Here is a 23,007-nt window from a genome sequence, read left to right as displayed (position 1 = left end):
TTGGATTCTAGATTTCAATGCTTGGATTTCAAAAAAAGGCCGCCAATCCCTGCGGATTGGCGGCCGGCTTGTTCCGGCTGGAATTATAGCTCCAGCTTGGAAATTTCACCCTTGAGCTTGTCAGCGGACTGCTGGAACAAGCTCTGTTCTTCTTCGCTGAGCGGAAGATCCAGTACTTCACGTACACCCGAGCGGTCCACAACACATGGCGCGCCGAGGAACACATCGGAGACACCGTTGTAGTTGTTCAGCAAGGTGGATACATTAAGCACGGAACCTTCATTGTTCAGGATAGAGGAAACAATGCGGTCCAGGGCCAGAGCGATGGCATAGGATGTTGATCCTTTGGCATCAATGATCTCGTAAGCGGCGTTCTTCGTATCCTCGAAGATTTCTTTGCGTTCGGCTTCATCGAAGCCTAGATCAATCCCCGCGACATTGGCGAGACTCCAGACCGGCAGCTCGGAATCGCCATGCTCCCCGATGATCTGCCCATGGATGCTGCGCGGGTCAATCTCCTTGTGCTTTCCAATCAGGTAACGGAAGCGGGCGCTGTCCAATACAGTTCCTGAGCCGATAACCCGTCTGCGATCGAAGCCGCTGATCTTCAGGGTGGCGTACGCCAGGATATCGACCGGATTGGTCGCAATCAGCAGGATGGCGTGCTGGTTGTATTTCGTGATTTTCTGGATGATATCTTTGAAGATCGAGATGTTCTTGCGGAGCAGGTCGATCCGGGTTTCACCAGGCTTCTGGGAGGCTCCGGCTGTGACGATAATAATGTCGGCTTCACGGCAATCCTCATAGGTACCGGCCCATAGCTTCACACCTCCAACAAAAGGCATGCCATGGTTCATATCCAGCGCTTCACCAAGCGCCTTCTGGTGGTTCACATCGATCAGTACAAGCTCGGGCATACGCTTACGCAGCAGCAGCGTGTAGGCTGTAGTGGTTCCGACTGCACCGGTACCGATGACTACAACACGATTGGGCTTAAATGGGGCCATGGTTAAATCTCCTCCAGCATTTGTATTTTGGTAGTATAAGGAAGGCTGAGCCATTCCACATGCGGTCCAATCTTATCCATCATAATCGCTAGGGATAGTGTTTTCAAGCTGTCCGTTTTTCATCCATTACCCGAAATAGGGTAAGCTAACAAAGGTTTTTCTATTATCCACTCAACCACTTGACAGGAGCGAACTGAAGTATGGATTTATTCCGCAAAAAACCGCTGGCCATTCCCCAGAATGCCGGAGCGGAGAAGCTTAGCAAGACACTGGGCGCCATGGATTTGACGATGCTTGGGGTGGGGGCCATTATCGGCACCGGGATCTTTGTAATGACGGGAGTGGCTGCTGCGGAGCATGCCGGCCCGGGACTGGTGCTCTCCTTCATCATCGCGGGAATTGCCTGTGTGCTCTCCGCCCTGTGCTATTCTGAATTTGCGTCCACCCTGCCGGTATCCGGCAGCGCTTATGCCTACAGCTATGTAGCCTTCGGCGAATTACTGGCCTGGGTGCTCGGCTGGGACCTTGTACTGGAATACGGGGTTGCCGCCGCAGCGGTAAGCAGCGGATGGTCCGGGTATTTCCAGGGTCTGCTGGAGGGCTTCGGGATACATTTGCCCACAGCTTTGTCTGGAGCGTATAATGCGGATAAGGGAACCTTCATTAATCTGCCTGCCGTCATCATTATCCTGCTGATCTCCTATCTGCTCACGCGGGGAGTTAAGGAAACCGCCCGTTTTAACGCAGTGATGGTCGCAATTAAGATTTCGGTGGTGCTGCTGTTCATCGTCACCGGTATTTTCTATGTGAAGCCGGAGAACTGGACGCCCTTCCTGCCGTTTGGGATTCATGGCGTGATGAATGGCGCGGCCACTGTATTTTTTGCCTACATTGGCTTTGATGCCATTTCAACCGCCGCAGAAGAAGTAAAGCGCCCGCAGCGCGATCTTCCGATCGGGATTATTTCCTCCCTTGCTATCTGTACAGTCTTATATATCGCCGTATCCTTGGTCCTGACGGGCATTGTGCCTTATCAGAGCCTGAATGTCAGTGATCCGGTATCCTTCGCCCTGCGGTTCGTGGGTCAGAATATGATTGCCGGACTGATCTCTGTCGGCGCTATTGCCGGGATGACCACCGTCTTGCTGGTTATGCTGTTCGGTCAGACCCGGCTGCTGTTCGCCATCTCGCGGGACGGGCTGCTGCCGAAGAGCTTATCCAAGGTTAGTGCTAAGACGCATACCCCGGTACGCAGCACGTGGATGGTGGGCAGTCTTATCGCTGTGCTTACCGGCTTCGTTCCTCTGGACCGGCTGGCGAATTTGACGAGCATCGGCACCTTATTTGCCTTCCTGGTTGTGTCTCTGGGTGTAATTATGCTCCGCCGGACGAAGACAGATCTCCAAAGAGGCTTCCGGGTTCCCTGGGTTCCGCTGGTTCCACTCTTAAGTGCGGCTGCCTGCGGCTACTTAATGTATAATCTCGGCAGAGAGACCTGGATTGGCTTCATAATCTGGGTTGCAATCGGGCTGGTCATCTACGCGCTGTACGGCTATAAACGCAGTAATCTGAATACGAAGAAATAATCTTTGAAATCATCATTCATGAAGAAAAGGAGAGAGAGCATTGTCAGCCAAAGCTTCAGATTCCAAGGTTCTAAGAGTGGTGTTGATGCTTCTTATGACTCTGCTTGTTCTCTCGGCTTGCTCGTCCGCGCCTTCGCCAGAGCCGACCCGGCCTCCTCAGCCGACTGAAGCGCCGGAAGAAGGGCAGATGATCACGGTCATCACCCCCGATAACAAGAATATCGATGCCGACAGCGCACCGAAATATCAGATTCAGACCCGGCTGACCGATTTCCGGCTGCTGAACGCTTCAGCGGGACTGGCCTGGGGAGTGACCCGCAACGAGCTGCGAATGTACATGACACTGAATAACGGCAAGACTTGGGCGAATATTTCTCCAGCCACGAATGTGCAGTTTCTGAACAATCCGGTGTATGGCAAAGAGATTTTCTTCACCGACCCCGAGCACGGCTGGATTATCCGCAGCTCGTTCGGCTCCACCGAGACTGTGGTGCTGCGTACCACTGACGGGGGACATAGCTGGCAGATCTCTGCGTTTCCTGATTCCAATAAACTGTCCTCCATCTATTTCAGCTCACCCTCGAAGGGCTGGCTGATGACCAAGTGGGATGCGAGTGCCACCAAAGAGAGCAAAGCCTTGTATGCTACCAAGGATGGCGGAGCGACCTGGAATCTGGTGATGCAGAATGAGCAGTATAATCCGAATCTGCCGACTAGTTCCATCCCGCATGCCGGGGTAACAACCGGGATGATCTTTAATGACGAGAGCCGCGGGTTTGTTATGCTGCAGACCGGCGCTCTGCCCAAGATTTATATGACCAAGGACGGAGGGTCCACCTGGGTATCCGGTTCTGAATTCCTGGTGAATGACAGCTTTGCCGGATGTGACCGGGTCGTTACGGGTGTACCTGAATTCTTCGGAGCGAATGCGGCGGGAGGCTGGATGCCGGTCGGCTGTCAGAAGGAAAAGGAAGGCAGCATGACCTTTAACGGCTATTTTACCGCCAACGGGGGAGAGAATTGGAAGTTCACCACGTTCGGGCGGCCGCCGCTGTCCGGCATGAACCGCAATCTGGCACCCGACTTCCTGAATTCCATGACAGGCTGGTCGCTGGAGGGTAATCTGCTCTATAAGACAGTGGACCAGGGAGTGACCTGGACGGCCCTTCCGGCTAGCACTGTGCTACAGTCCAAGCTGCTGGAGTATCCGGAGGTCGTGAAGCTGCAATTCATCTCAAGCGATGTCGGCTGGCTGCTGATCTCCAAGGAGGAGGACCGCCGGTCGATCCTGCTTCAGACCACCAACGGCGGCGAGAGCTGGCGGGTAATGTAATACTATAGAGGAGGTTGTCCGTTCTGACGGATAGCCTCTTTTTTTCCCAACAGCTCCCTTTAAAGGCCCCTACAATATAAGGAAAAATCTTATTTAAAATTTTCTTTAAAAATGTGAAATAAATCACATGACAAACTTTGAATCCTGTGATATATTTAACACATAGAAAGCAAGTTCATTTTTTCACAAACTTTCAAACAAACCTTCAACCCGAATAGGAGAGATTACAATGACAACTTTTGAAACGGATTATATGACTAGAAACCTGATGCAATTATGCTACCACTGCGATGACGCTCACCTGTGCCAGACGGAAGAACAATGCAAGGCTTGCTGGGCAGAGAACGGTATGATGCCGGAAGAAACGAACGAAACCAGACAACTGTTAGACCTTGTACATGCTTAATGTAACCGCCACTCGGGTATTACCCTAGACCATTTAAGTTCCCGGCAGCACCGGAGCCTGAATGGTCTATTTGCTGTTCCTTCCGGTGCTGTCTTGCAGACAAGAGGCATATACATGTAGAGAAGCCTATAGGGGCAGGCAAGCTAACTACCTGGGAATAAGGGGGAAGAGACAATGGGAACGGGGAGTGATCCATCCTGGCTGTTCGATTTTACAGGAACGGTATTGCCGGTCTTTCTCGCTCTGGTCGTGGGGATCATCGCTGTGTCAGCGGGCCGGGGATTGCTTCAGTGGAGCCGGAATAATAATGCCCCCCTGCAGTCCATTCCCGCCCGTATCGTGAGTAAGCGGACCGAAGTGCGCCAGCAGCAGTCTCAGGAGGACAGTCTCTCCAGCCGGACCAGCACCACCTACTATCTGACCTACGAAGCTGAGGATGGGATGCGCAGGGAGTTCAAGGTGGAGGGCCAGGAATACGGAATGAGCGCTGAGGGGGATCAAGGCATACTGACCTATCAGGGTACGCGGTATCATGGCTTTCAGCGGCGTCCTCATTACTCCACGGCGGAGTAGCTAAGATGGCAATGTAATATAGATGGTGATTGTAACCCCCTGGTTCCCGTTGTGGAGCAAGGGTTTTTTTGGCATATCGTCAGTAAGGGGATGGGATGAAGCAGGGCAGGAAATTGGGCGCAGACTGTCACCTCTTGGGCGAATGCACATACAATACAGCGAGCAGTAAAAGAACAACGGAGACTATCGAAGTCTGTATGGCTTCACCATCAATGAAATGAAGGCAAGGAGGAGAACGCGTGGCTGTCATCAAAACAAACTCGGAGGACGTAAGGGTGCTTGCACGGCTGATGCGGGCAGAGGCTGAAGAGGATGGGGAGTCAGGCATGCTGATGGTCGGCAATGTCGGCGTGAACCGGATTCTTGGCAATTGTCTGGATTTCAACAACATCCGCAGTGTGAACGACATGGTGTACCAGAGCCCAGGCGGCTTTGAAGCCCCGCAGAAGGGATATTTCTATCAACGGGCGCGGGAAGCCGATATCCGGCTGGCGAAACGTGCGATTAACGGGGAGAGAACCTGGCCTGCCTCGAATGCGCTCTGGTTCTTCCGCCCTGTCGGCGACTGTCCGGCGAACTGGTACAATCAGCAGAATACCGGACGCTACAAGGCTCACTGCTTCTTCACTCCGACACAGGGAGATTGTCCGGCAGTATACTAGGCAAGACAAAGCAATTATTACACTTTAGGAGGTAATCCGTACATGATCGTTCAACCGTACCGCCCAGTTCCTTATATGATGGGCAGCAATCCCGCAGGCAGCATGAACAATATGGATAACATGAACAACATGAACAATATGAATAACATGAATAACATGAATAACATGGGACACATCGGGAATATGGGTAAAATGGGAAACATGGGCACCATGGTCGCCATGCCCCCGCAGGTGAGCAGCGGCAGTCCCATGATGCCGGGCGGCACGGTGGTCTCAACAGCCGCACCTGTGTTTGAACAGTCCTACGTGGAGAACATTTTCCGCCTGAACCTTGGCAAGGTAGGCACCTTCTATTTCACGTATGAGAACAACAAAGACTGGAATGCCAAGGTCTATACCGGGGTGCTGGAAGCTGCGGGCCGTGACCACCTGATTATCAGTGACCGTGCTACCGGACAGCGGGTCGTGCTGCTGATGGTAAACTTCGATTATGCTACTTTTGAAGAGCCGCTTGTCTATCAATATCCGGGCGTTATCGGGAATCCGCTGGGAGTGCGCAACTGTTAATCCGCTTTTCCGGCCATTTATCCATAGAATAACCCAAAAACGGTTGTCCACCTTTGTTTGAAGGGGGTCAGCCGTTACTTATGCTCCCGTACGCGCATATGCTGTATTTTTCAAGGGGACACGCATGCTTGCTGTTTCACCTAATATATTTATATAATGAAAGTATTATTTATAATCCGTGATTTTGTATAGGAGATGAGGGCATTGGGGAATTGATACGCAAGGGCATTACTGGCGTTATCAGATCTGACATTTTGAGCAAACGAAGGAGGTGGGCCTATCCATCCGTACAGATTACGGTGGATAGGAGTATAAATTGAGCGACCCTTTACCTGGTATATTACATGTAGGACTTATTATTTTGCTTGTGCTGCTTAACGGTTTTTTCGTTTCGGTGGAGTATGCGATGGTGAAGGTGCGCAGCGGGCGCATTGAATCGCTGATTGAGGAAGGCAGCAAGAGGGCGCTGGCCGCCAGGAAGATCGTCCATAATCTGGATGGCTTTCTGTCGGCGTGCCAGCTTGGGGTGACCCTTGCTTCGCTTGCACTGGGCTGGCTCGGAGAACCGGCCGTGGCCACGATTGTGGGGCCGCTGATCAGAGGGCTGGGCTTTGACGAGACCACGGTATTTGTCACTTCCCTGATTATTGCCTTCATGTTCATCACGGTTCTCCATATCGTACTCGGCGAGCTTGCACCGAAGACCATAGCTGTGAACAAGGCTGAGGCGGTGCTTCTGTTAACTGCGGGACCGATGAACGTTTTCTACCGGATCATGTTTCCGTTCATCTGGGTGGTTAACGGGCTGGCCCGGGCCCTGCTGCGGATCTTCCGTCTCACACCGGCTTCCGAGCTGGCAACTGCGCATACGGAGGAAGAAATCCGCATTCTGATGCAGGAGAGTAACAAAAGCGGATTGATCGACAATACAGAAATGACGCTGGTGGATAATATTTTTGGATTCGCCGACACGATGGCCAGAGAGATTATGATTCCGCGCACGGAAATGATCTGTCTGAACACGCATTTGGAGACGGAAGAGAATCTGGAGATTGCCTTCGATGGCATGAGAACCCGTTATCCGGTCTGTGACGGAGACAAGGACCATATCCTCGGCTTCATTCACATTAAGGATATGATCCGGGAGAAGGCGCCGAGCTATACTGAATTGATCCGTCCGATATTGACGGTGCCGGAATCGATTCAGATCAGCAGTCTCCTTAAGGTCATGCAACGTGCCAAGACCCAAATCGCCATTCTTATTGATGAATACGGCGGTACCTCGGGTATGGTTACGCTGGAGGATATCATGGAAGAGATTGTTGGCGAGATTCAGGATGAGTTCGACGAGGAGCGGGCCGGCATTGAGAAGCTGGGAGAGGATGAGTTCTCCATAGATGGACTGATGCTGATTGAAGAGATCAACGACAAGCTCGGAATTCATATGGATACCCATGATTACGACACGATCGGCGGGTGGCTATACTCCAAGCTGGAGGTCAATCCGCCGCAAAAGGGCCAGTCCATCGAGTTTGACAATCATTTATTCGTGGTCGAAGAAACCGACAATAAGCGGATTTCCCGGATCAAGCTGCTGAAGCTGCAGTTATTGACAGAAGAAGCCGGAGCATAAGCTGCTGCATACACTATAAGCATGGCGCTACTATAGCGCTGTGCTTTTTTGTCATTATACGGATGAATTGTTCTGGCGTTTCTCCGATTCGGGTGGATTTAAGGCGGGTAAGGAAGTGTAAATACATGCAGTATATCCGATTCAAAAAGGGGGCGGGAGCGTTGGAACATCATTTTAACACACACAATGATCTGCTTGTCCTCTTATCGGTTGCTATAGCCTTTCTCTCCTGTTTCACGGCGCTGGATCTGACGGAACGGCTGCTTCGCGGGAAGCGGAGCTCCCGGTATATCCTACTCATCTCCCTGGTGCTTGGCACAGGCCTGTGGAGCATGCATTTCATCGGGATGCGCGCAATGGATATGGGCGTTCCGGTATCGTATAACCTGCCATTACTGGCGTTCTCTCTAATCATTCCCGTGGCAGCTTCATATATGCTGTTAGTGATGTTGAATAACCCGCACACCCGCAGCAGGATCTACCTGGCCTTAGGCGGACTCTTGTTCAGCAGCGGCATCCTGATTATGCATTTCAGCGGGATTCTGTCGATGAGGCTTACAGCAACGTATGATCAAGGCGCCTTTTCCATTATACTGGCGGTATTGTTCGCTCTGATCGTCCCGGTGGTGACCGCATCCTACGACCCGAAGTGGCTGGAGCATACCTACAATATGTTCAGCTTCAAAAAGCTGCTGCTTGTCCTGACCCTGACCGGCGCGTTCACAGGCATTCACTACGCTGCCATGGCGGGCGCTTCATTCCCTGTAGGAGAATCGTCCAGTGCAGCCGGGCAAGTGCTCTATCTGAAGGATTCCATTCTGGGAATGATCCTCTGCGGCTCCTTCCTGTTCATTGTGTCGATCGTCCTGGCTCTGCTGTACAGGGACCGGCAGCGGATACTCGAGTCAGCGGCCTTTAACGAGCAGCGGTATACTGCCCTTTTCGAGCATAACCCTGACATGGTGATCTGTATTGATCCTGCACGCAAGAAGATTATCAGTGCTAATCCTGCTCTGCGGGACATTACCGGATATAGCAGTCAAGAACTGGGGAATTATAAGGCGATACTATACAGCGAACGGGATGAAGCGGCCGTACGGGATGCCATAACGCGCGCTTCAAGGGGGCAGTCCTCCAAGCTGGAGCTGAAGGTCCGAAGCAAAGGCGGGGAGCAACTGATCTGTAGTGTCACCGTCTTTCCTTTGCTGCATCATACGGAGCAGTGGGTCTATATCGTGGCCGAGGATGTGACTGCCTTGATGAAGTATCAGTATGAGCTGCTGGAGGCCAGGGATGCCGCAGAGAGTGCGGTGAAGATGAAAAGCGAGTTCCTGGCTACCATGAGCCATGAGATCCGCACACCGCTGAACGGTATTATCGGTGTCAACCAGCTGCTGGCCGAGGAGATCAGTAATCCCGAACATCTGGAGCTCCTACGGCTTCAGAGTACAAGCAGCCACGCTCTGCTGCATGTGATGAGCGATATTCTCGATATCTCCCGGCTGGAGGCGGATGGGCTGGCACTGAATAAGGATAGTTTCGGGCTGAAGGCGCTGCTTCAGGGCTGCATAGAGCTGTTCATGGTGAGCACACAAGACAAGCCGTTATCCCTGAAGCTGGAGATCCAAGAGGGGCTTCCTGACAAGTTCACCGGGGATGCCCCGCGTATCCGCCAGATTCTGATCAACCTGATCGGCAATGCTGTGAAATTCACGCCATCCGGCACGGTAACGGTTAAGGTGGAGTCCTATGGCCTCAGGGAGACCGCTCAGGCTCTGCAATTCATGGTACGTGATACTGGCATTGGCATCTCACCGGATAAGCTGCAGCTGCTCTTCCAGTCCTTCTCGCAGGTGGACGGGTCGCACACCCGCAAATACCCCGGCACGGGTCTGGGCCTTGCGATCTGCAAGAAGCTGGTCGATCTGATGCAAGGAGAGATCTGGGCAGAGCCGGCAGAGGGGGGCGGCACACAGTTCTTCTTCAGAATCAGGCTACAATCACAGGAGCATTCCCCAGAGGTATTCTTCGGCCAGGATACGGGGGGCGGGGAGTCATCGGAGGAGAACGAAGCTGTCTAAGACAGCGATTGCCAACAAGAGAGTTAACATTATATAATTTGAAAGTAACTATTCTTTTATCACGACAGTCCAGAGGACGGAAAGGAACTCTCTTTGAGCAAAACAAAAAAGAACAATGTCATGGCTCCCCAGATGAGCAAGCAGGAGAAGCGCAGGGCAGAGCAGGAGCAGCAGAAGCAGAAAACGAGAATTCTGATCGTGAGTACGGTGGCCATCGTCATTATTATTTTTGTAGGCTTATTCATGCTTGCTTCGAAGGACTCTTCGCCTGCCGGCACAGACAGTAAGCCGGTTGCCTTCAATTACAGTGAAATGATGCGGCTTGGCAAGGAGGATGCTCCGGTCAAAATTGTGGAATTCGGCGATTTCAAATGTCCGGCTTGCGCCCAGTTCACCGGTGTCATCAAACCGCAGATCGTTCAGGGCTATGTGGATCAGAATAAAGCCGCCTTCTATTTCGTGAATCTGGCCTTCATCGCCCAGGATTCGAGAACGGCCTCTCTTGCAGCGCTGTCGGTCTATCATCAGAACCAGGAAGCGTTCTGGAAGTATTTCGATGCGATCTATGCCAATCAGGGGAATGAAGACAAGGAATGGGCTACGCCTGACTTCATGGTGAGTCTTGCCAAGCAGCTGGAGCTACCGGTGGATTATGACCTGCTGCGCAAGGATATTGATGGCCGTACCTATGAAAAGGAGCTTGACCGGGATATTCAGCTTGGCACGGATGCGGGCGTAACGAATACACCGTCCTTGTTCGTGAATGGCATCAAGGTGAAGGAGCCTTTCAATATGGAGGCGATTGACGCCCAGATTCAAGCAGCAACAGCAGCAGCAGCTGCAACCGCCCAATGACCGCCTTCTCTGCCTTCTGCCGGCGTAATTGTCTGTACTTGGCCTGGTTCGTCTGTGTGGTGGCTGTAGCGGGAAGCCTATATCTCAGTGAGGTCCTGCATTACGAGCCGTGCAAGCTGTGCTGGTTCCAGCGGATCTTCATGTACCCGCAGCTGTTCCTGCTGGGGATCGCCACCTACCGGGCGGACAAGCGGATCATTCCTTATGTGCTTCCCCTTAGCCTGATCGGCGGGAGCATCTCCATTTATCATTATGCGGAGCAGAAAATACCGGCACTCAGCAAAGTGATTCCCTGTACAATCGGCGTACCGTGCAACAAGGATTATCTGAATTGGTTCGGATTTATAACGATCCCTTTGCTGGCACTCATCGCGTTTGCATTAATTTCCATTTTACTATGGACAGGACGCAAAGAGGAGCCTGTAGAGTAAGAAGCTGACGGACAGAAGGAAGAGAAGAGAATCCCCTTAATTTTAGCAAAAAATAATATGCAAAAACCCTGTAAAATCACGTGATATAGGGATAATGAAAGAGAATGAAAGATCAAGACATACCGGATGATGAATTTGGTTGTTTTGAGTTCTTTTCATTCTTTTTTCATTTGTTTCCACGCTTTACGGAAGACGCATTGTAGCTTAATATTAGTCCTTGTGAGAAGTTGAATATGCGCTGAATTTTCCGGAAGGAAAAACGGGGGAACCACACTTTGGCCAAGGCCAAAAGGGGTGAATCGGAGCAGTCCGCAAGGACCTGTAACCGTAGGGCTACCACAGTCCGAATCCGCCAGCTAACCTCGTAAGCTACTAGTGGGATAATGACCATGCACATTAGGCATGCGGATCATTTCCGTATGCTTATTTTGGTGCCTGCATTTATGAAATCCACTTATGAAAACAGCGCAGGGAAAGCCCATTTCAACTTAACCAAGAGAGGAACTGTTATTACAATGGTAAGCAAGGTAAAACGACTATTGATCGGGCGTCCGATGAAGTCGAACGAACTCGATCATGAAAAGTTATCCAAGGTGAAAGCACTGGCTGTCCTGTCTTCTGATGCGCTATCGTCTGTAGCCTACGGAACAGAACAAATTCTAATCGTACTGGTGGCCGCCGGGTTCACCGCCATCTGGTACTCCTTGCCAATTGCATTAGCCGTATTGGGCTTGCTGGCCATCCTGATTCTGTCTTACCGGCAGACGATATTCGCCTATCCGCAGGGCGGAGGTGCTTATATTGTAGCCAAAACCAATCTTGGGGTGCATACCGGGCTACTGGCCGGCGGCTCGCTGCTGGTGGATTACATTCTGACGGTGGCGGTAAGCGCCTCGGCGGGGACGGATGCGATCACCTCGGCTTTTCCAAATCTGCATAATCATAGTGTCCTTATAGCGGTATCTGTTATCGTACTCTTAACGATTGTCAACCTGCGCGGGGTGACCGAATCGGCCTCCTTCATCGCTATCCCGGTCTATCTGTTCGTTGTCTCCATCTTCGTGCTCATCATCTCGGGGGTCTTCAAATATATGACCGGCGGCGCCCACGCCCATGTTCCTGAGATTGGCTCGGCGGTGTCGAATGTGAGTATGTTCCTGCTGCTGAAGGCGTTCAGCTCCGGCTGTTCGGCTCTGACCGGAGTTGAGGCAGTCTCCAATGCCATTCCTAACTTCAAAGCGCCGGCGGAGAAAAATGCAGCCAAAACGTTGATGCTTATGGGTCTTATTCTCGGGGTGATGTTCACAGGAATTACGGTGCTCGCTTACTGGTACGGCATCATGCCCGATGAGAAGGCTACAGTGGTCTCACAGATTACCCAGTCTACCTTCGGCCGTGGCGGGCTGTACTTCTTCATTCAGGGTATTACGGCGGTTATCCTGTTCCTGGCAGCCAATACGGCGTACTCAGCCTTCCCGCTGCTGGCGTTCATGTTCGCCAAAGACAAATATCTGCCCCATGCCTTCATGGTGCGCGGCGACCGGCTCGGCTTCTCCAATGGGATTATTTTCCTCGGCGTGATGTCGGCATTGCTGGTAGCGGCTTTTCACGGGAATACGGAAGGACTCATTCCATTATATGCAGTAGGGGTATTCATTCCGTTCACGCTGTCGCAGCTGGGCATGATGGTGCAATGGTACAGAACGAAGCCGAAAGGCTGGCAGAGCAAGTTCGCCGTGAATACGGTTGGAATGCTCACCACGTTAACGATTACCCTAATCTTCATTATCACCAAATTCTCCAGCGTGTGGATGGCCTTCATCTTCCTGCCGGTCGTCATTATTGTGTTCCACCGGATTCACCGCCATTATATGAATATTGCTGATCAGCTACGGATCTGTCCGGCTACTGATAAGCCTTGTATCAAAGGAAGCACCGTAGTCGTTCCAGTCGCTGGTGTAACCCGCGCTGTACTGCATTCGATCAGCTATGCGAAGTCACTGACCAATAATGTTGTGGCGGTCTATGTAGGGTTCGATGAAGAGGAGATTCACAAGATGGAGCAGAAGTGGGAAGAGTGGAACCCTGGAGTGCGCCTGATTGTCCTGCGCTCCCGTTACCGCAGCATTATCCGCCCGCTGGTGAAATTCATTGATACGGTGGAGTGGAAGACGGCTTCAACGGACCATATTACCGTCCTGATTCCGCAATTCGTTACCAAGCACTGGTGGCAGGCCGTGCTGCATAATCAGACCAGCCTGTTCATCCGCTCTTATCTGATGAATCAGAAGGACATTGTCATCGCTACGGTTCCGTTCCACCTGCATAAATAATATAGAAGATTATAAGAAGACGGCTGTTTCTGCTTGATGCGGAGGCGGCCGTTTTTACGTTATTATAAGTTATTGGTTGACATAGAGAATGAGAATCAATATCATCAGTATAGACAAGGTGAAGGTAACAGGGCTTTTGCCAATCAAGAGGGTAACATACAGGAGGGGTATTCAATGTTTTCGTTCAACCTGCAAGGATCCAGAAGCGGGAAGCTGGCGGTGGCCGGACTTATGACTACAACACTGCTGCTGTCCGCTTGCGGAAATAATAATAGCAATGCAGGCAGTAACGGTGGAGCAAGCACCGCACCTTCGGCAACCGTGGGAGCCACTGCGGTACCTGCAGCAACTGCTGCACCCGCTGCACCCGCTGTGGAGAAGACCGTAACGGATGCAATGGGACATCAGGTGACCGTCCCCGCTAATCCGCAGCGTGTAATTGCTTCTTATCTGGAGGATTATCTGGTGGCACTCGGCGTGACTCCGGTTGCCCAGTGGTCTACGAAGAACGGTACCCAGGCTTACCTCGCTGCTGAGCTTAAGGATGTTCCGCCGATCAGCTATGACCTGCCGCTTGAAGCGGTTACCAGCTTCACGCCGGATTTCCACATTGTCCAGTCGGAGGGGTCGGTTCAGAACGGTCTTTATGACCAGCTGAACAAGATTGCACCAACCTATGTACTCGGCGACGAGGTCAGCAGTGATTGGCGCGCAGCCTTGCTCAAGGTCGGTGAGCTGCTCAATAAGACACCGGAAGCGGAGAAGGCTATTGCAGACTATGATCAGAAAGCGGCTTCAGCCAAAGCGGCTGTAACAGCGGCAATCGGCGATGATTCAGTAGCTGTTCTGTGGCTGGTGTCAAAGAATTTCTTCATTGTAGATGAGACCCGCAGCAGCGGTGCGGTATTGTATGGCGATCTTGGAGTGAAGCTCCCGAATCTCGTGACCGACATTCCTGCAGAATCCAGAGCACCTTGGAATCCCATTTCACTGGAGAAATTATCTGAGCTGACTGCAGAGCATATCATTCTGGTGAACAGTGACAAGGCAAGCGGAGCTGAGATTACAGAAGGCGCAGTCTGGAAGGGAATTCCGGCCGTTAAGGCAGGGAATGTTCACGAATTCGGCAAAGATACCAGCTGGCTGTACAGCGGTCCTATAGCCAATTCCAAGACCATCGATGATATTCTGAGCAGTTTTGTAAAATAGGTTCTTTACCGGCCGGAGAATTGTGCAGGCTTTTATATCCTCAGGATATAGAAGCCTGCCTCTTTTTTAAGTTGAACAATATTCATATATTTGCGATAATGAGAATCATAATCATTTATATTTCCCTAATAATCCTGATAAGGAGACGGCATATGGCTTCATCCACAGATTCTGCTCTACAAGCTCCTTCTGATGAAGGGAACACTCCTGTTCGGTCGCGGCCGCTTGCCGCTGCTGTTATTCTGGTGCTGGGAATAGCAGCGATTGTCTTCGGCCTGATGGTATCTGTATCGGTTGGTGCAGCGGATATCCGGCTGGCTACCGTATGGGAGGCGGTGTTCCGGTTCAATCCGGAGCTGCCCCAGCATCAGGTCATCCGGGAGCTGCGGATTCCCCGGGCTGCCGCAGGGGCGCTGGTCGGCGCATGTTTTGCCGTTGCCGGTGCGATTCTGCAGGGTATGACCCGCAACCCGCTGGCGGATTCCGGGCTGCTCGGGCTTAATGCAGGAGCGGGTGTTGGCCTGGCCCTGGCTTTTGCTTTCGCGCCAACATTATCCTTCGCGTATATCATGCTGTATTGCTTCCTTGGAGCGGCTGTGGCCTCACTGCTGGTATTCGGGATCGGTTCACTCTCCCATAGCGGATTGACCCCGCTTCGGCTGACCCTCGCCGGTGCGGCAGTAAGTGCCATGCTGCTGGCGGTCAGCCAGGGCATTGCTATCCTGTTCAGCCTCTCTCAGGATATCGCCTTCTGGATGGCCGGGGGGATTGGCGGAGCGAGCTGGAAGCAGCTGCAGGTAATATCTCCTTGGGTCGCGACGGCCCTGATCGGTGCGCTGATGCTGTCGCGTTCGATTACGCTTCTGAGCCTGGGCAGGGATGTTGCAGCGGGTCTCGGACAGCGCACCGGTCTGGTACAGACCGCAGGGATGATTATTGTCGTCCTCCTCGCCGGAGCGGCAGTCTCCACGGTGGGCCCGATCGCTTTTGTCGGATTAATCATTCCGCATATTACGCGTTACCTCGTGGGGGTTGACTACCGCTGGATTATTCCCTGCTCCGCAGTCCTTGGAAGCATTCTGGTCCTGGTGGCCGATATTGCGGCCAGGATGATTAATGCGCCATACGAAACACCGATAGGTGCCTTGATTGCCGTATTTGGTGTACCGTTCTTCATCTATCTGGCCAGCAAACGCAAGGGGGAGCTCAAATGAACCGTTACACCTCATTCCCCCCGGCCAAACCGCGCCGTTCCAGAGAGGCTGGTATTCTGACACTGCTTGCTGTACTTATCGTCATTCTGTTTCTGGTCAGTATGAATACCGGCTTTATGCGTCTCTCACCGCTCGAGGTTCTACATACCCTATCCGGCAACGGCACCAAGCAGCAGCAGCTGATTCTGTTTGATTTCCGGTTGCCGCGGATCGTGATCTCCTTGCTGATTGGTGCCGGCTTCGCGGTAGCCGGTGCAATTCTGCAAGGCTTGTCGCGTAATGCTCTCGCTGAGCCTTCCACCTTGGGGATTAATGCCGGAGCCGGATTCGCCGTACTGATCTTTATATCCTTTGTACCGGCTACTACAGCAGCTCCGATCCTCGTGCTTCCGCTGCTGGCACTGGCAGGAGCCTCGCTTACTGCAACACTGGTCTACTTCCTGTCTTACAGGCGGGAGGATGGGCTCTCGCCGACACGGCTGATCCTGATCGGGATTGCTGTGGGTGCCGGGATATATGCTTTTCAGCTTATTTTGTCATTAAGACTCGACCCGCAGAATTATCAGTTCGTAGCCATCTGGCTGGCCGGTAAAATCTGGGGCGGAGACTGGCGGTTTGTGCTAGCCCTGCTGCCCTGGATATTGATCCTGCTGCCCTTCGCATTCTACAAAGCCCGGGTGCTCAACGTACTGAATCTCGGCGATGAGCTCTCCAAGGGACTGGGCCTGCCGCTCGAACGGGAACGGCGGTGGCTGCTGGCTGCGGCTGTTGCGCTGGCAGGAGCCTGTGTATCGGTAAGCGGCAGCATTGGCTTTGTCGGGCTAATTGCGCCGCATCTGGCCCGCAGGCTGGTCGGTCCGCGCCATCAGATCCTGCTGCCTGCGGCTGCTCTGCTCGGAGCCCTGCTGCTGCTTACGGCAGATACGATCGGGCGCTGGATCCTGCAGCCTGCAGAGGTACCTGCAGGTATCGTGGTAGCGATCATTGGAGCTCCGTACTTTTTATATCTTTTGGCCACATCGAAAGCGTAACACAGGGATGTATATATTAAAAAATCTAAGGAGTGTGTATCATGTCGGAACGTTTAAATACAGAGCAGCTGAGCATCGGATATGCGGAGACTATGATTGTGAAGGGGCTGAATCTGTCGCTTCCGACAGGGAAGATTACGGCGCTCGTCGGGGCGAACGGATCGGGGAAGTCCACGATTCTGAAGACGATGGCCCGGATCATGAAGCCGAAGAGCGGGAATGTCATGCTGGACGGGAAGTCGATTCACAATCTGTCCACCAAAGAGGTGGCCCGGCAATTGGCGATTCTACCACAGAATCCTACCGCGCCGGACGGCTTGACGGTATCCGAGCTGGTGGGGTATGGCCGATATCCGCATCAGAAGGGCTTCGGCAGTCTGACGCCTGAAGACCGCAGCATTATTGCCGAAGCAATTGCCCTGACCGGCATGAATGAATTCCATGACCGGCCGATTGACCGGCTCTCCGGCGGACAACGGCAGCGGGCCTGGATTGCTATGGCGCTGGCACAGCAGACGGAGATCCTGTTCCTTGATGAACCAACGACCTTCCTGGATATGGCCCATCAGCTGGAGGTGCTTCAGCTGCTGCAGAAGCTGAATGAGCAGGAAGGCCGGACGATTATTATGGTGGTCCATGATTTGAACCATGCCTCCCGTTACGCGCAGCATATGGTAGCGATCAAATCCGGCAATGTGATCAGCGAAGGCGCTCCGAATGAGGTAATGACACCGGCGGTGCTGCGCGAGGTATTTGGCATTGAGGCGGATATTGTTCCTGATCCGCGTACAGGTGTGCCGCTCTGTCTGCCTTATGAGCTGGCTGCGTACAAAGTAGCCGGGCTGTAGGAGGAGGAGCGGCTGGCGAATAGGGTATAATTGGGAAATTTGAAACATAATAATGCAGTATGCAGCTACTTAACAGGCTCCTGTCATTGACAAGGGAGCCTGTTCGTTGATAAAGTTGTGGTTGCTGAAGCCGTGATTGCCCGGCGATGAGCATCACCATTATCTTGTTCATAGAGTTAGGAGTATGAAGGATGAATATTGACAACATATATGAGGATTTGCAGCCGCTAGTTACAGCAGGCTCGCTGAAGCGCCGCGAGAGCCTTAAGAATCTGGTCTATACCCGCATGGGCGGCGATGCAGATGTCCTGGCGGCCCCTGTTACATATGAAGAAATCCAGAGCATCTCTGCCTATGCCCATGATCATCAGATCCCGCTTACGATTCTCGGTAACGGCTCCAATGTTATTATCCGGGACGGAGGCATCCGCGGCATCGTGCTCCAGACCTCGGATCTGTCCGGGATGGGCATCCGTGGCGGCCTGCTCTATGCGCAGTGCGGGGCGAAGATTATCGATGTCTCGGGCTATGCGCTGGAGCAGGAGCTCACCGGTCTGGAATTCGCCTGCGGCATCCCCGGCACGGTAGGCGGGGCACTGTACATGAACGCCGGAGCCTACGGCGGGGAAGTGAAGGATGTGCTGCACAGTGCGCTCGTGATCGATCAGAACGGGCAGCTCCTCACCCTGCACAGCGATCAGCTGGAATGGGGATACCGCAGCAGCATCTTCGCCAGCGGACAATATATTGTACTGGAGGCGAGATTCAAGCTTCTGCCAGGCGATCCTGCCGCGATTAAGGCGTCCATGGATGAGTTAACCTATCTGCGGGAATCGAAGCAGCCGCTGGAGTATCCGTCCTGCGGCAGTGTATTTAAGCGGCCGCCGGGCCGGTTCGCGGGCCAGCTTATTCAGGAGAGCGGACTCCAGGGTACGCGCATCGGAGGCGCAGAGGTCTCACGCAAGCATGCGGGCTTCATTATCAACGCCGACAATGCGACGGCCAGTGATTATATCGGATTGATCCAGCATGTACGCACAGCGGTGAAGCATAAGTTCAATGTGGAGCTGGAGACGGAAGTGGAGATTATCGGGGAAGAATTATAGGCGATAGTTTTTGCCAAGTGGAAACGACTTTGCCGTCCTTTTAAAGGACGGTGCCGTTTCGGCGAGAAATAGAAGGATAATTTATAGCGTGAAAAACATAAAATTCTTATATTTGGAAAAAGGGTGCAGCTCTAAGCCGGAATGTTGGCTTATCACTGCACCCTCTTTAGATTCTTACGGCTGGAGCCGCCGGATGATCAGCTTACGGCCAGCGAATATTTCGCCCGGCTCGTCTGCAGATCCACCTTGGCTTCGGACACTTCATGAAGCTGTAGTCCGCTCACTGCCAGCTCATATCCCGGCTGCGGCAGGGGCACCAGCTCTCCATCCGCATTCAGGGTACTGCCTGTACCGCGCAGAATGACCGCACTGTCCAGATAATCATCAATGACATCCTCAGCGTTCCGGTAGTCAACGGTCTCCAGCTTGAAATGGACGGTGTCCAGATCCTCCAGCTCCTGCTTTTCGATGACCAGTGTTGTATCCTTGCGGGCTTCCAGCCACTTGATAAGCTTCTGTACATTTGCTTCCATAGTATGATCCCATCCTTCGGTTAATAGAGATTGTTAATTCTAAGTTACCCCTTTCAATGCAAATGAATCCGTGAAATATGCAGGGTGTTTGCCTTTCATCATTCGTGTGTAAACTATTCTTATGCATTGTATTGATGCCAATATCCTACAAGAAGGTGAATCGAATGGGGAACGCATTATTATGGGGCGCAGTCTCCGGCTCGGCGGTCTTGATTGGCGCTCTCTTGGCCTTATTCCTGCGTATTCCGAACAAGCTGATGGGCTTCATCATGGCATTCGGGACCGGTGTGCTGATCGGCGCAGCGGCGTATGAATTGTTAGAGGATTCTGCCAGTGACGGCGGCCTGGCCCCGACGATTATCGGGTTCACCGCTGGAGCACTGGTGTTCACAGTGTTCGACTGGCTGATCTCGCGTAAAGGGGGAGCCGGACGCAAGCGCTCAGCCAGAGCGTCTTCAGGGAAGAGTGACGCCAAGGGCGGAGGGCTGGCTATTTTTGCCGGAACGGTACTGGATGCGATTCCTGAATCGATCATGATCGGCGCAAGTCTCATTGCGGGTCAGGGCGTTAGCGTGCTGCTGGTCATTGCCATCTTCATCAGCAACATTCCCGAAGGCTTGTCCAGCACGGCTGGACTGAAGCAGGACGGCTATGGCAAAGGCAAGATCATGCTGCTGTGGCTCGGCGTACTGGCGGTCTCCACCCTCGCCTCAGGGGCGGGGTATGCGTTCATGGATCACGCAAGCGGGTATACGGAAGCGCTGATTGCCTCTTTTGCCGGGGGAGGAATTATTGCCATGGTGTCCTCCAGCATGATGCCCGAAGCCTACGAAGAAGGCGGGCCGCTCACGGGGTTCATCGCTGCGATGGGACTGCTGTGCTCGCTGATTCTGGATCAGCTGTGAGGGTTGTCAAGCCCGCTGCAATCATGGTATAGTTCAAGACGCACCAAGATAAAGAAGGAATCTGCGCCGCGCGCAGGAGAGGTTCGCGAACTCCCTCTATAAAAAACTAAGCTATCTTAGTAGAGCCAGGTTTTCGAAATCTCGTTCTTCTTTCCAGTTCAGGCCAGGGGCCTAGGGAAAAGAGAGGGGTTTTTTGTCATGTCAGAAGGTAGAATACAAGCGGAAATGCAGGAGGTTACCCTGCTGGGCAACCAAGGCACGCAGTACAAGTTCGGCTATGATCCGGGGATTCTGGAGGCGTTCGATAACAAGCATCCCGGCCGTGATTATTTTGTCAAATTCAACTGTCCCGAGTTCACCAGCCTGTGTCCTGTTACCGGTCAGCCGGATTTCGGGGTGATGTATATCTCGTACATTCCTGATATCCGGATGGTGGAATCGAAGTCACTGAAGCTCTATCTGTTCAGCTTCCGCAATCATGGGGATTTCCATGAGGACTGTGTCAACATTATTATGAATGATCTGATCTCGCTGATGGAGCCGCGTTATATCGAGGTGTGGGGCAAATTCACGCCGCGCGGCGGCATTTCCATTGATCCTTACTGCAACTGGGGGCGTCCGGGAACCAAATATGAGGCGATGGCCGAGCACCGGCTGATGAATCATGATCTGTATCCCGAGAAAGTGGACAACCGTTAATCCGCAGGAACCAGCTTCGCAGAGCAATCAGGAGGAGAGATCAGTATGGTAAATAGAAAAGCATTAGTCGTCTTCAGCGGCGGCCAAGACAGCACGACCTGCCTGGCATGGGCATTGCAGGAATTCCAGGAGGTTCAGGTGGTCACGTTCAATTATAATCAGCGCCATGCGGCCGAGATTGAAGTCGCCAAGGCGATTGCCGCGAGGTTCGGCGTGAAGCAGCATATTCTGGACCTCGCGCTGCTGAACCAGCTTGCTCCGAACGCCTTGACCCGGGATGATATTGAGATTACCGCAGGTGAGGGAGAGGAGCTGCCCAGCACGTTCGTGGATGGACGTAATCTGCTGTTCTTATCCTTCGCGGCCATTCTGGCCAAGCAGCTCGGCTACTCCAACATTATCACCGGGGTCTGCCAGACGGACTTCAGCGGGTACCCGGACTGCCGCGATGTGTTCGTGAAGTCGCTGAATGTCACGCTTAATCTGTCCATGGATGTGGAGTTCGTCATTCATACCCCGCTGATGTGGCTGGACAAGAAGCAAACCTGGAAGCTGGCGGACGAACTTGGCCAGTTCGATTATATCCGGGAGCAGACTTTGACCTGCTATAACGGCATCATCGGCAGCGGCTGCGGCACCTGTCCGGCATGTCTTCTGCGCCAGAGGGGTCTGGAGCAATATGAGGCAGAGTGTCAGGAGGAGGGACTATCATGCGGGGCGAAGTAGCCGTCTGCAAAATATTCACCTTCGATGCTGCCCATCAGCTTATCGGGCACAAGGGGAAATGCAGCAATCTGCATGGGCATACCTACAAGCTTGAGGTAGTGCTGAAGGGCGTGCCGTCCGCGCTGGAAGGGCAATCGGATGAAGGGTTCGTCATCGATTTCAGCGATATTAAGGCGGCTGTGCAGGAGGCGGTGGTTGGGCGGCTGGATCATGCTTTTCTGGCGATGGGCAATGAGCCTGTGCTGGAGACGCTGATGGCGACAAGCTCCAAAGTCGCGCTGCTCTCCTTCCGCACTACAGCAGAGAATCTGTCTGCCTACATTGCCTATGAGCTGAAACGGGCGGCGTTGCCGGTGTATTCGGTCAAGCTATGGGAGACCCCTACCTCCTGGGCTGAAGTGCTGGCAGCAGATATACCCGAGGAGGGACCGGCTTACCGGCTGTACGGAGGCTGCGATGATGAGTAGAATCCCTGTTATTGAAATGTTCGGTCCGACGATTCAGGGGGAAGGGGCGGTCATTGGCGTCAAAACGATGTTCGTCCGCACCTACGGCTGCGACTACCGCTGCGGCTGGTGCGATTCCGCCTTCACCTGGGACGGCTCGGCCAAGGATAAAGTGACGATGCTTGCGCCGCAGGAAATTCTCGACGGGCTGCTGGAGCTGGCCGGGGATAACTTCAATTGTGTCACCATCTCCGGGGGGAACCCGGCATTGATCGGGGAGGCGATGGGAGAATTCATCTCCCTCCTCCACGAACGCGGCATCCAGGCGGCGATTGAGACGCAGGGCAGCCGGTGGCAGGATTGGTTCCATGAAGTGGATGTGCTGACGATCAGCCCCAAGCCGCCCAGCTCCGGGATGCAGACGGACTGGGATAAGCTGGATGAGATTATGCATAAAGTCGCTGGTAACGGCAAGGCTGCGCACAGCCTGAAGGTGGTTGTTTTTAACCAGGAGGACTATGAGTATGCCCGCAAGGTACATTTCAGGTACCCTGAGGTCCCGCTGTTCCTGCAGCCGGGCAACGATAACGTCACCGAGGAAGGCGACATCTCAGGCCGTCTGCTGGAGCGGCTGGAATGGCTGTTCGGGCAGGTCATTGCCGATCCGCAGATGAACCGCGCACGCGTGCTGCCGCAGCTGCATGCCCTGATCTGGCATAATAAGCGGGGGAAATAGCCTTGCTGCCGGCAGAATCTGAATAGAGTTACTGATGGCCGGGCTTCCGTTACAGGGGAGTCCGGTCTTTTTCCGTACTCAGAAATG

General features: G+C 53.1%; 23 protein-coding genes and 2 riboswitches. Of the genes, 21 read left to right on the top strand and 2 right to left on the bottom strand.

The features are described 5' to 3' along the window. Positions 1-83: 83 nt before the first annotated feature. Entirely contained in the window at positions 84-1,007 is a 924-nt protein-coding gene (locus tag NST43_RS15875; RefSeq protein ID WP_209989924.1) for an L-lactate dehydrogenase, read from the bottom strand. Positions 1,008-1,207: 200 nt separating this feature from the next. On the opposite strand from NST43_RS15875, the gene NST43_RS15870 reads away from it, so the two are divergent. From NST43_RS15870 to murB, 16 genes are all read left to right on the top strand, one after another. Beyond that, positions 1,208-2,593: an amino acid permease gene (locus NST43_RS15870; RefSeq protein ID WP_209989927.1), complete on the top strand. Its 1,386-nt coding sequence runs from the start codon at positions 1,208-1,210 to the stop codon at positions 2,591-2,593. 40 nt (positions 2,594-2,633) lie between these two features. Continuing rightward, on the top strand, positions 2,634-3,926 hold the full coding sequence (locus NST43_RS15865; protein ID WP_209989929.1) for a YCF48-related protein: 1,293 nt from the start codon (positions 2,634-2,636) through the stop codon (positions 3,924-3,926). Positions 3,927-4,155: 229 nt separating this feature from the next. Further along, a complete protein-coding gene (locus NST43_RS15860) occupies positions 4,156-4,332 on the top strand; it encodes a hypothetical protein (RefSeq protein WP_209989933.1) in 177 nt (58 codons plus the stop codon). 174 nt (positions 4,333-4,506) lie between these two features. Beyond that, complete coding sequence (locus NST43_RS15855) at positions 4,507-4,905, top strand: DUF2500 family protein (RefSeq protein ID WP_209989937.1); 399 nt, start codon at positions 4,507-4,509, stop codon at positions 4,903-4,905. 239 nt (positions 4,906-5,144) lie between these two features. Then, on the top strand, positions 5,145-5,567 hold the full coding sequence (locus tag NST43_RS15850) for a cell wall hydrolase (RefSeq protein ID WP_209989938.1): 423 nt from the start codon (positions 5,145-5,147) through the stop codon (positions 5,565-5,567). 165 nt (positions 5,568-5,732) lie between these two features. After that, the gene (gerQ, locus tag NST43_RS15845) at positions 5,733-6,134 is read left to right on the top strand and encodes a spore coat protein GerQ (RefSeq protein ID WP_339225435.1); all 402 of its coding nucleotides are present in this window, start codon (positions 5,733-5,735) and stop codon (positions 6,132-6,134) included. A 316-nt stretch (positions 6,135-6,450) separates the two neighbouring features. Beyond that, the gene (locus tag NST43_RS15840) at positions 6,451-7,767 is read left to right on the top strand and encodes a hemolysin family protein (protein WP_209989941.1); all 1,317 of its coding nucleotides are present in this window, start codon (positions 6,451-6,453) and stop codon (positions 7,765-7,767) included. A 161-nt stretch (positions 7,768-7,928) separates the two neighbouring features. Then, positions 7,929-9,848, top strand: coding sequence for an ATP-binding protein (locus tag NST43_RS15835; protein ID WP_339225255.1), 1,920 nt, complete (start codon positions 7,929-7,931; stop codon positions 9,846-9,848). Between the two features lie 93 nt (positions 9,849-9,941). Further along, positions 9,942-10,703: a DsbA family protein gene (locus tag NST43_RS15830; protein WP_209989946.1), complete on the top strand. Its 762-nt coding sequence runs from the start codon at positions 9,942-9,944 to the stop codon at positions 10,701-10,703. Next, entirely contained in the window at positions 10,700-11,134 is a 435-nt protein-coding gene (locus tag NST43_RS15825; RefSeq protein WP_209989949.1) for a disulfide oxidoreductase, read from the top strand. The genes NST43_RS15830 and NST43_RS15825 overlap by 4 nt, the downstream gene beginning before the upstream one ends. Positions 11,135-11,360: 226 nt before the next feature. After that, a riboswitch (cyclic di-AMP (ydaO/yuaA leader) is annotated at positions 11,361-11,521 on the top strand. A gap of 128 nt (positions 11,522-11,649) precedes the next feature. Next, positions 11,650-13,467, top strand: a complete 1,818-nt coding sequence (locus tag NST43_RS15820) for an APC family permease (protein ID WP_339225254.1) — start codon at positions 11,650-11,652, stop codon at positions 13,465-13,467. 174 nt (positions 13,468-13,641) lie between these two features. Beyond that, positions 13,642-14,676, top strand: a complete 1,035-nt coding sequence (locus NST43_RS15815; protein WP_339225253.1) for an ABC transporter substrate-binding protein — start codon at positions 13,642-13,644, stop codon at positions 14,674-14,676. Between the two features lie 152 nt (positions 14,677-14,828). After that, a complete protein-coding gene (locus NST43_RS15810) occupies positions 14,829-15,890 on the top strand; it encodes an iron ABC transporter permease (protein ID WP_209989957.1) in 1,062 nt (353 codons plus the stop codon). Then, on the top strand, positions 15,887-16,921 hold the full coding sequence (locus tag NST43_RS15805; RefSeq protein ID WP_209989960.1) for an iron ABC transporter permease: 1,035 nt from the start codon (positions 15,887-15,889) through the stop codon (positions 16,919-16,921). The genes NST43_RS15810 and NST43_RS15805 overlap by 4 nt, the downstream gene beginning before the upstream one ends. 41 nt (positions 16,922-16,962) lie before the next feature. Next, positions 16,963-17,769 (top strand): ABC transporter ATP-binding protein, encoded by an 807-nt coding sequence (locus NST43_RS15800; RefSeq protein ID WP_209989963.1) that lies wholly within the window; start codon positions 16,963-16,965, stop codon positions 17,767-17,769. 191 nt (positions 17,770-17,960) lie between these two features. Then, on the top strand, positions 17,961-18,875 hold the full coding sequence (gene murB, locus NST43_RS15795; protein WP_339225252.1) for a UDP-N-acetylmuramate dehydrogenase: 915 nt from the start codon (positions 17,961-17,963) through the stop codon (positions 18,873-18,875). A gap of 197 nt (positions 18,876-19,072) precedes the next feature. On the opposite strand, the gene NST43_RS15790 is transcribed toward murB, so the two are convergent. Continuing rightward, the gene (locus tag NST43_RS15790) at positions 19,073-19,408 is read right to left on the bottom strand and encodes a hypothetical protein (RefSeq protein WP_339225251.1); all 336 of its coding nucleotides are present in this window, start codon (positions 19,406-19,408) and stop codon (positions 19,073-19,075) included. Positions 19,409-19,572: 164 nt separating this feature from the next. Here NST43_RS15790 and NST43_RS15785 point away from each other — a divergent pair, with 164 nt between their 5' ends. The 5 genes from NST43_RS15785 (at position 19,573) to queE (ending at position 22,920) form a co-directional block, all read left to right on the top strand. Then, positions 19,573-20,313 carry a ZIP family metal transporter gene (locus tag NST43_RS15785; RefSeq protein WP_339225250.1) on the top strand — a complete coding sequence of 247 codons (741 nt, stop codon included), beginning with the start codon at positions 19,573-19,575 and terminating at the stop codon, positions 20,311-20,313. A gap of 72 nt (positions 20,314-20,385) precedes the next feature. Continuing rightward, positions 20,386-20,429: riboswitch (PreQ1 riboswitch) on the top strand. Between the two features lie 82 nt (positions 20,430-20,511). Then, positions 20,512-21,012 (top strand): preQ(1) synthase, encoded by a 501-nt coding sequence (gene queF, locus NST43_RS15780; protein WP_209989975.1) that lies wholly within the window; start codon positions 20,512-20,514, stop codon positions 21,010-21,012. 45 nt (positions 21,013-21,057) lie between these two features. Beyond that, positions 21,058-21,738 carry a 7-cyano-7-deazaguanine synthase QueC gene (queC, locus tag NST43_RS15775; protein WP_339225249.1) on the top strand — a complete coding sequence of 227 codons (681 nt, stop codon included), beginning with the start codon at positions 21,058-21,060 and terminating at the stop codon, positions 21,736-21,738. Next, positions 21,723-22,205: a 6-pyruvoyl tetrahydropterin synthase family protein gene (locus NST43_RS15770; protein WP_209989980.1), complete on the top strand. Its 483-nt coding sequence runs from the start codon at positions 21,723-21,725 to the stop codon at positions 22,203-22,205. The genes queC and NST43_RS15770 overlap by 16 nt, the downstream gene beginning before the upstream one ends. Next, positions 22,198-22,920 (top strand): 7-carboxy-7-deazaguanine synthase QueE, encoded by a 723-nt coding sequence (queE, locus tag NST43_RS15765; RefSeq protein ID WP_339225434.1) that lies wholly within the window; start codon positions 22,198-22,200, stop codon positions 22,918-22,920. The genes NST43_RS15770 and queE overlap by 8 nt, the downstream gene beginning before the upstream one ends. The last annotated feature ends 87 nt before the right edge of the window (positions 22,921-23,007 follow it).

The organism is Paenibacillus sp. FSL H8-0332 (genome assembly GCF_037963835.1).
GTDB classification, from domain to species: domain Bacteria; phylum Bacillota; class Bacilli; order Paenibacillales; family Paenibacillaceae; genus Paenibacillus_AQ; species Paenibacillus_AQ rhizoplanae.
Note: the sequence above shows the minus strand (reverse complement) of the source record. Positions and strands in the feature narration are given on the sequence as shown.

Bases quoted from the DNA above. Each gene is read 5' to 3' on its own strand.
- NST43_RS15875 (WP_209989924.1), bottom strand. From the start codon at position 1,007: ATGGCCCCATTTAAGCCCAATCGTGTTGTAGTCATCGGTACCGGTGCA.
- NST43_RS15870 (WP_209989927.1), top strand. From the start codon at position 1,208: ATGGATTTATTCCGCAAAAAACCGCTGGCCATTCCCCAGAATGCCGGA.
- NST43_RS15860 (WP_209989933.1), top strand. From the start codon at position 4,156: ATGACAACTTTTGAAACGGATTATATGACTAGAAACCTGATGCAATTA.
- NST43_RS15855 (WP_209989937.1), top strand. From the start codon at position 4,507: ATGGGAACGGGGAGTGATCCATCCTGGCTGTTCGATTTTACAGGAACG.
- gerQ (WP_339225435.1), top strand. From the start codon at position 5,733: ATGGGACACATCGGGAATATGGGTAAAATGGGAAACATGGGCACCATG.
- NST43_RS15825 (WP_209989949.1), top strand. From the start codon at position 10,700: ATGACCGCCTTCTCTGCCTTCTGCCGGCGTAATTGTCTGTACTTGGCC.
- NST43_RS15820 (WP_339225254.1), top strand. From the start codon at position 11,650: ATGGTAAGCAAGGTAAAACGACTATTGATCGGGCGTCCGATGAAGTCG.
- NST43_RS15815 (WP_339225253.1), top strand. From the start codon at position 13,642: ATGTTTTCGTTCAACCTGCAAGGATCCAGAAGCGGGAAGCTGGCGGTG.
- NST43_RS15810 (WP_209989957.1), top strand. From the start codon at position 14,829: ATGGCTTCATCCACAGATTCTGCTCTACAAGCTCCTTCTGATGAAGGG.
- NST43_RS15805 (WP_209989960.1), top strand. From the start codon at position 15,887: ATGAACCGTTACACCTCATTCCCCCCGGCCAAACCGCGCCGTTCCAGA.
- NST43_RS15800 (WP_209989963.1), top strand. From the start codon at position 16,963: ATGTCGGAACGTTTAAATACAGAGCAGCTGAGCATCGGATATGCGGAG.
- murB (WP_339225252.1), top strand. From the start codon at position 17,961: ATGAATATTGACAACATATATGAGGATTTGCAGCCGCTAGTTACAGCA.
- NST43_RS15790 (WP_339225251.1), bottom strand. From the start codon at position 19,408: ATGGAAGCAAATGTACAGAAGCTTATCAAGTGGCTGGAAGCCCGCAAG.
- NST43_RS15785 (WP_339225250.1), top strand. From the start codon at position 19,573: ATGGGGAACGCATTATTATGGGGCGCAGTCTCCGGCTCGGCGGTCTTG.
- queF (WP_209989975.1), top strand. From the start codon at position 20,512: ATGTCAGAAGGTAGAATACAAGCGGAAATGCAGGAGGTTACCCTGCTG.
- queC (WP_339225249.1), top strand. From the start codon at position 21,058: ATGGTAAATAGAAAAGCATTAGTCGTCTTCAGCGGCGGCCAAGACAGC.
- NST43_RS15770 (WP_209989980.1), top strand. From the start codon at position 21,723: ATGCGGGGCGAAGTAGCCGTCTGCAAAATATTCACCTTCGATGCTGCC.
- queE (WP_339225434.1), top strand. From the start codon at position 22,198: ATGAGTAGAATCCCTGTTATTGAAATGTTCGGTCCGACGATTCAGGGG.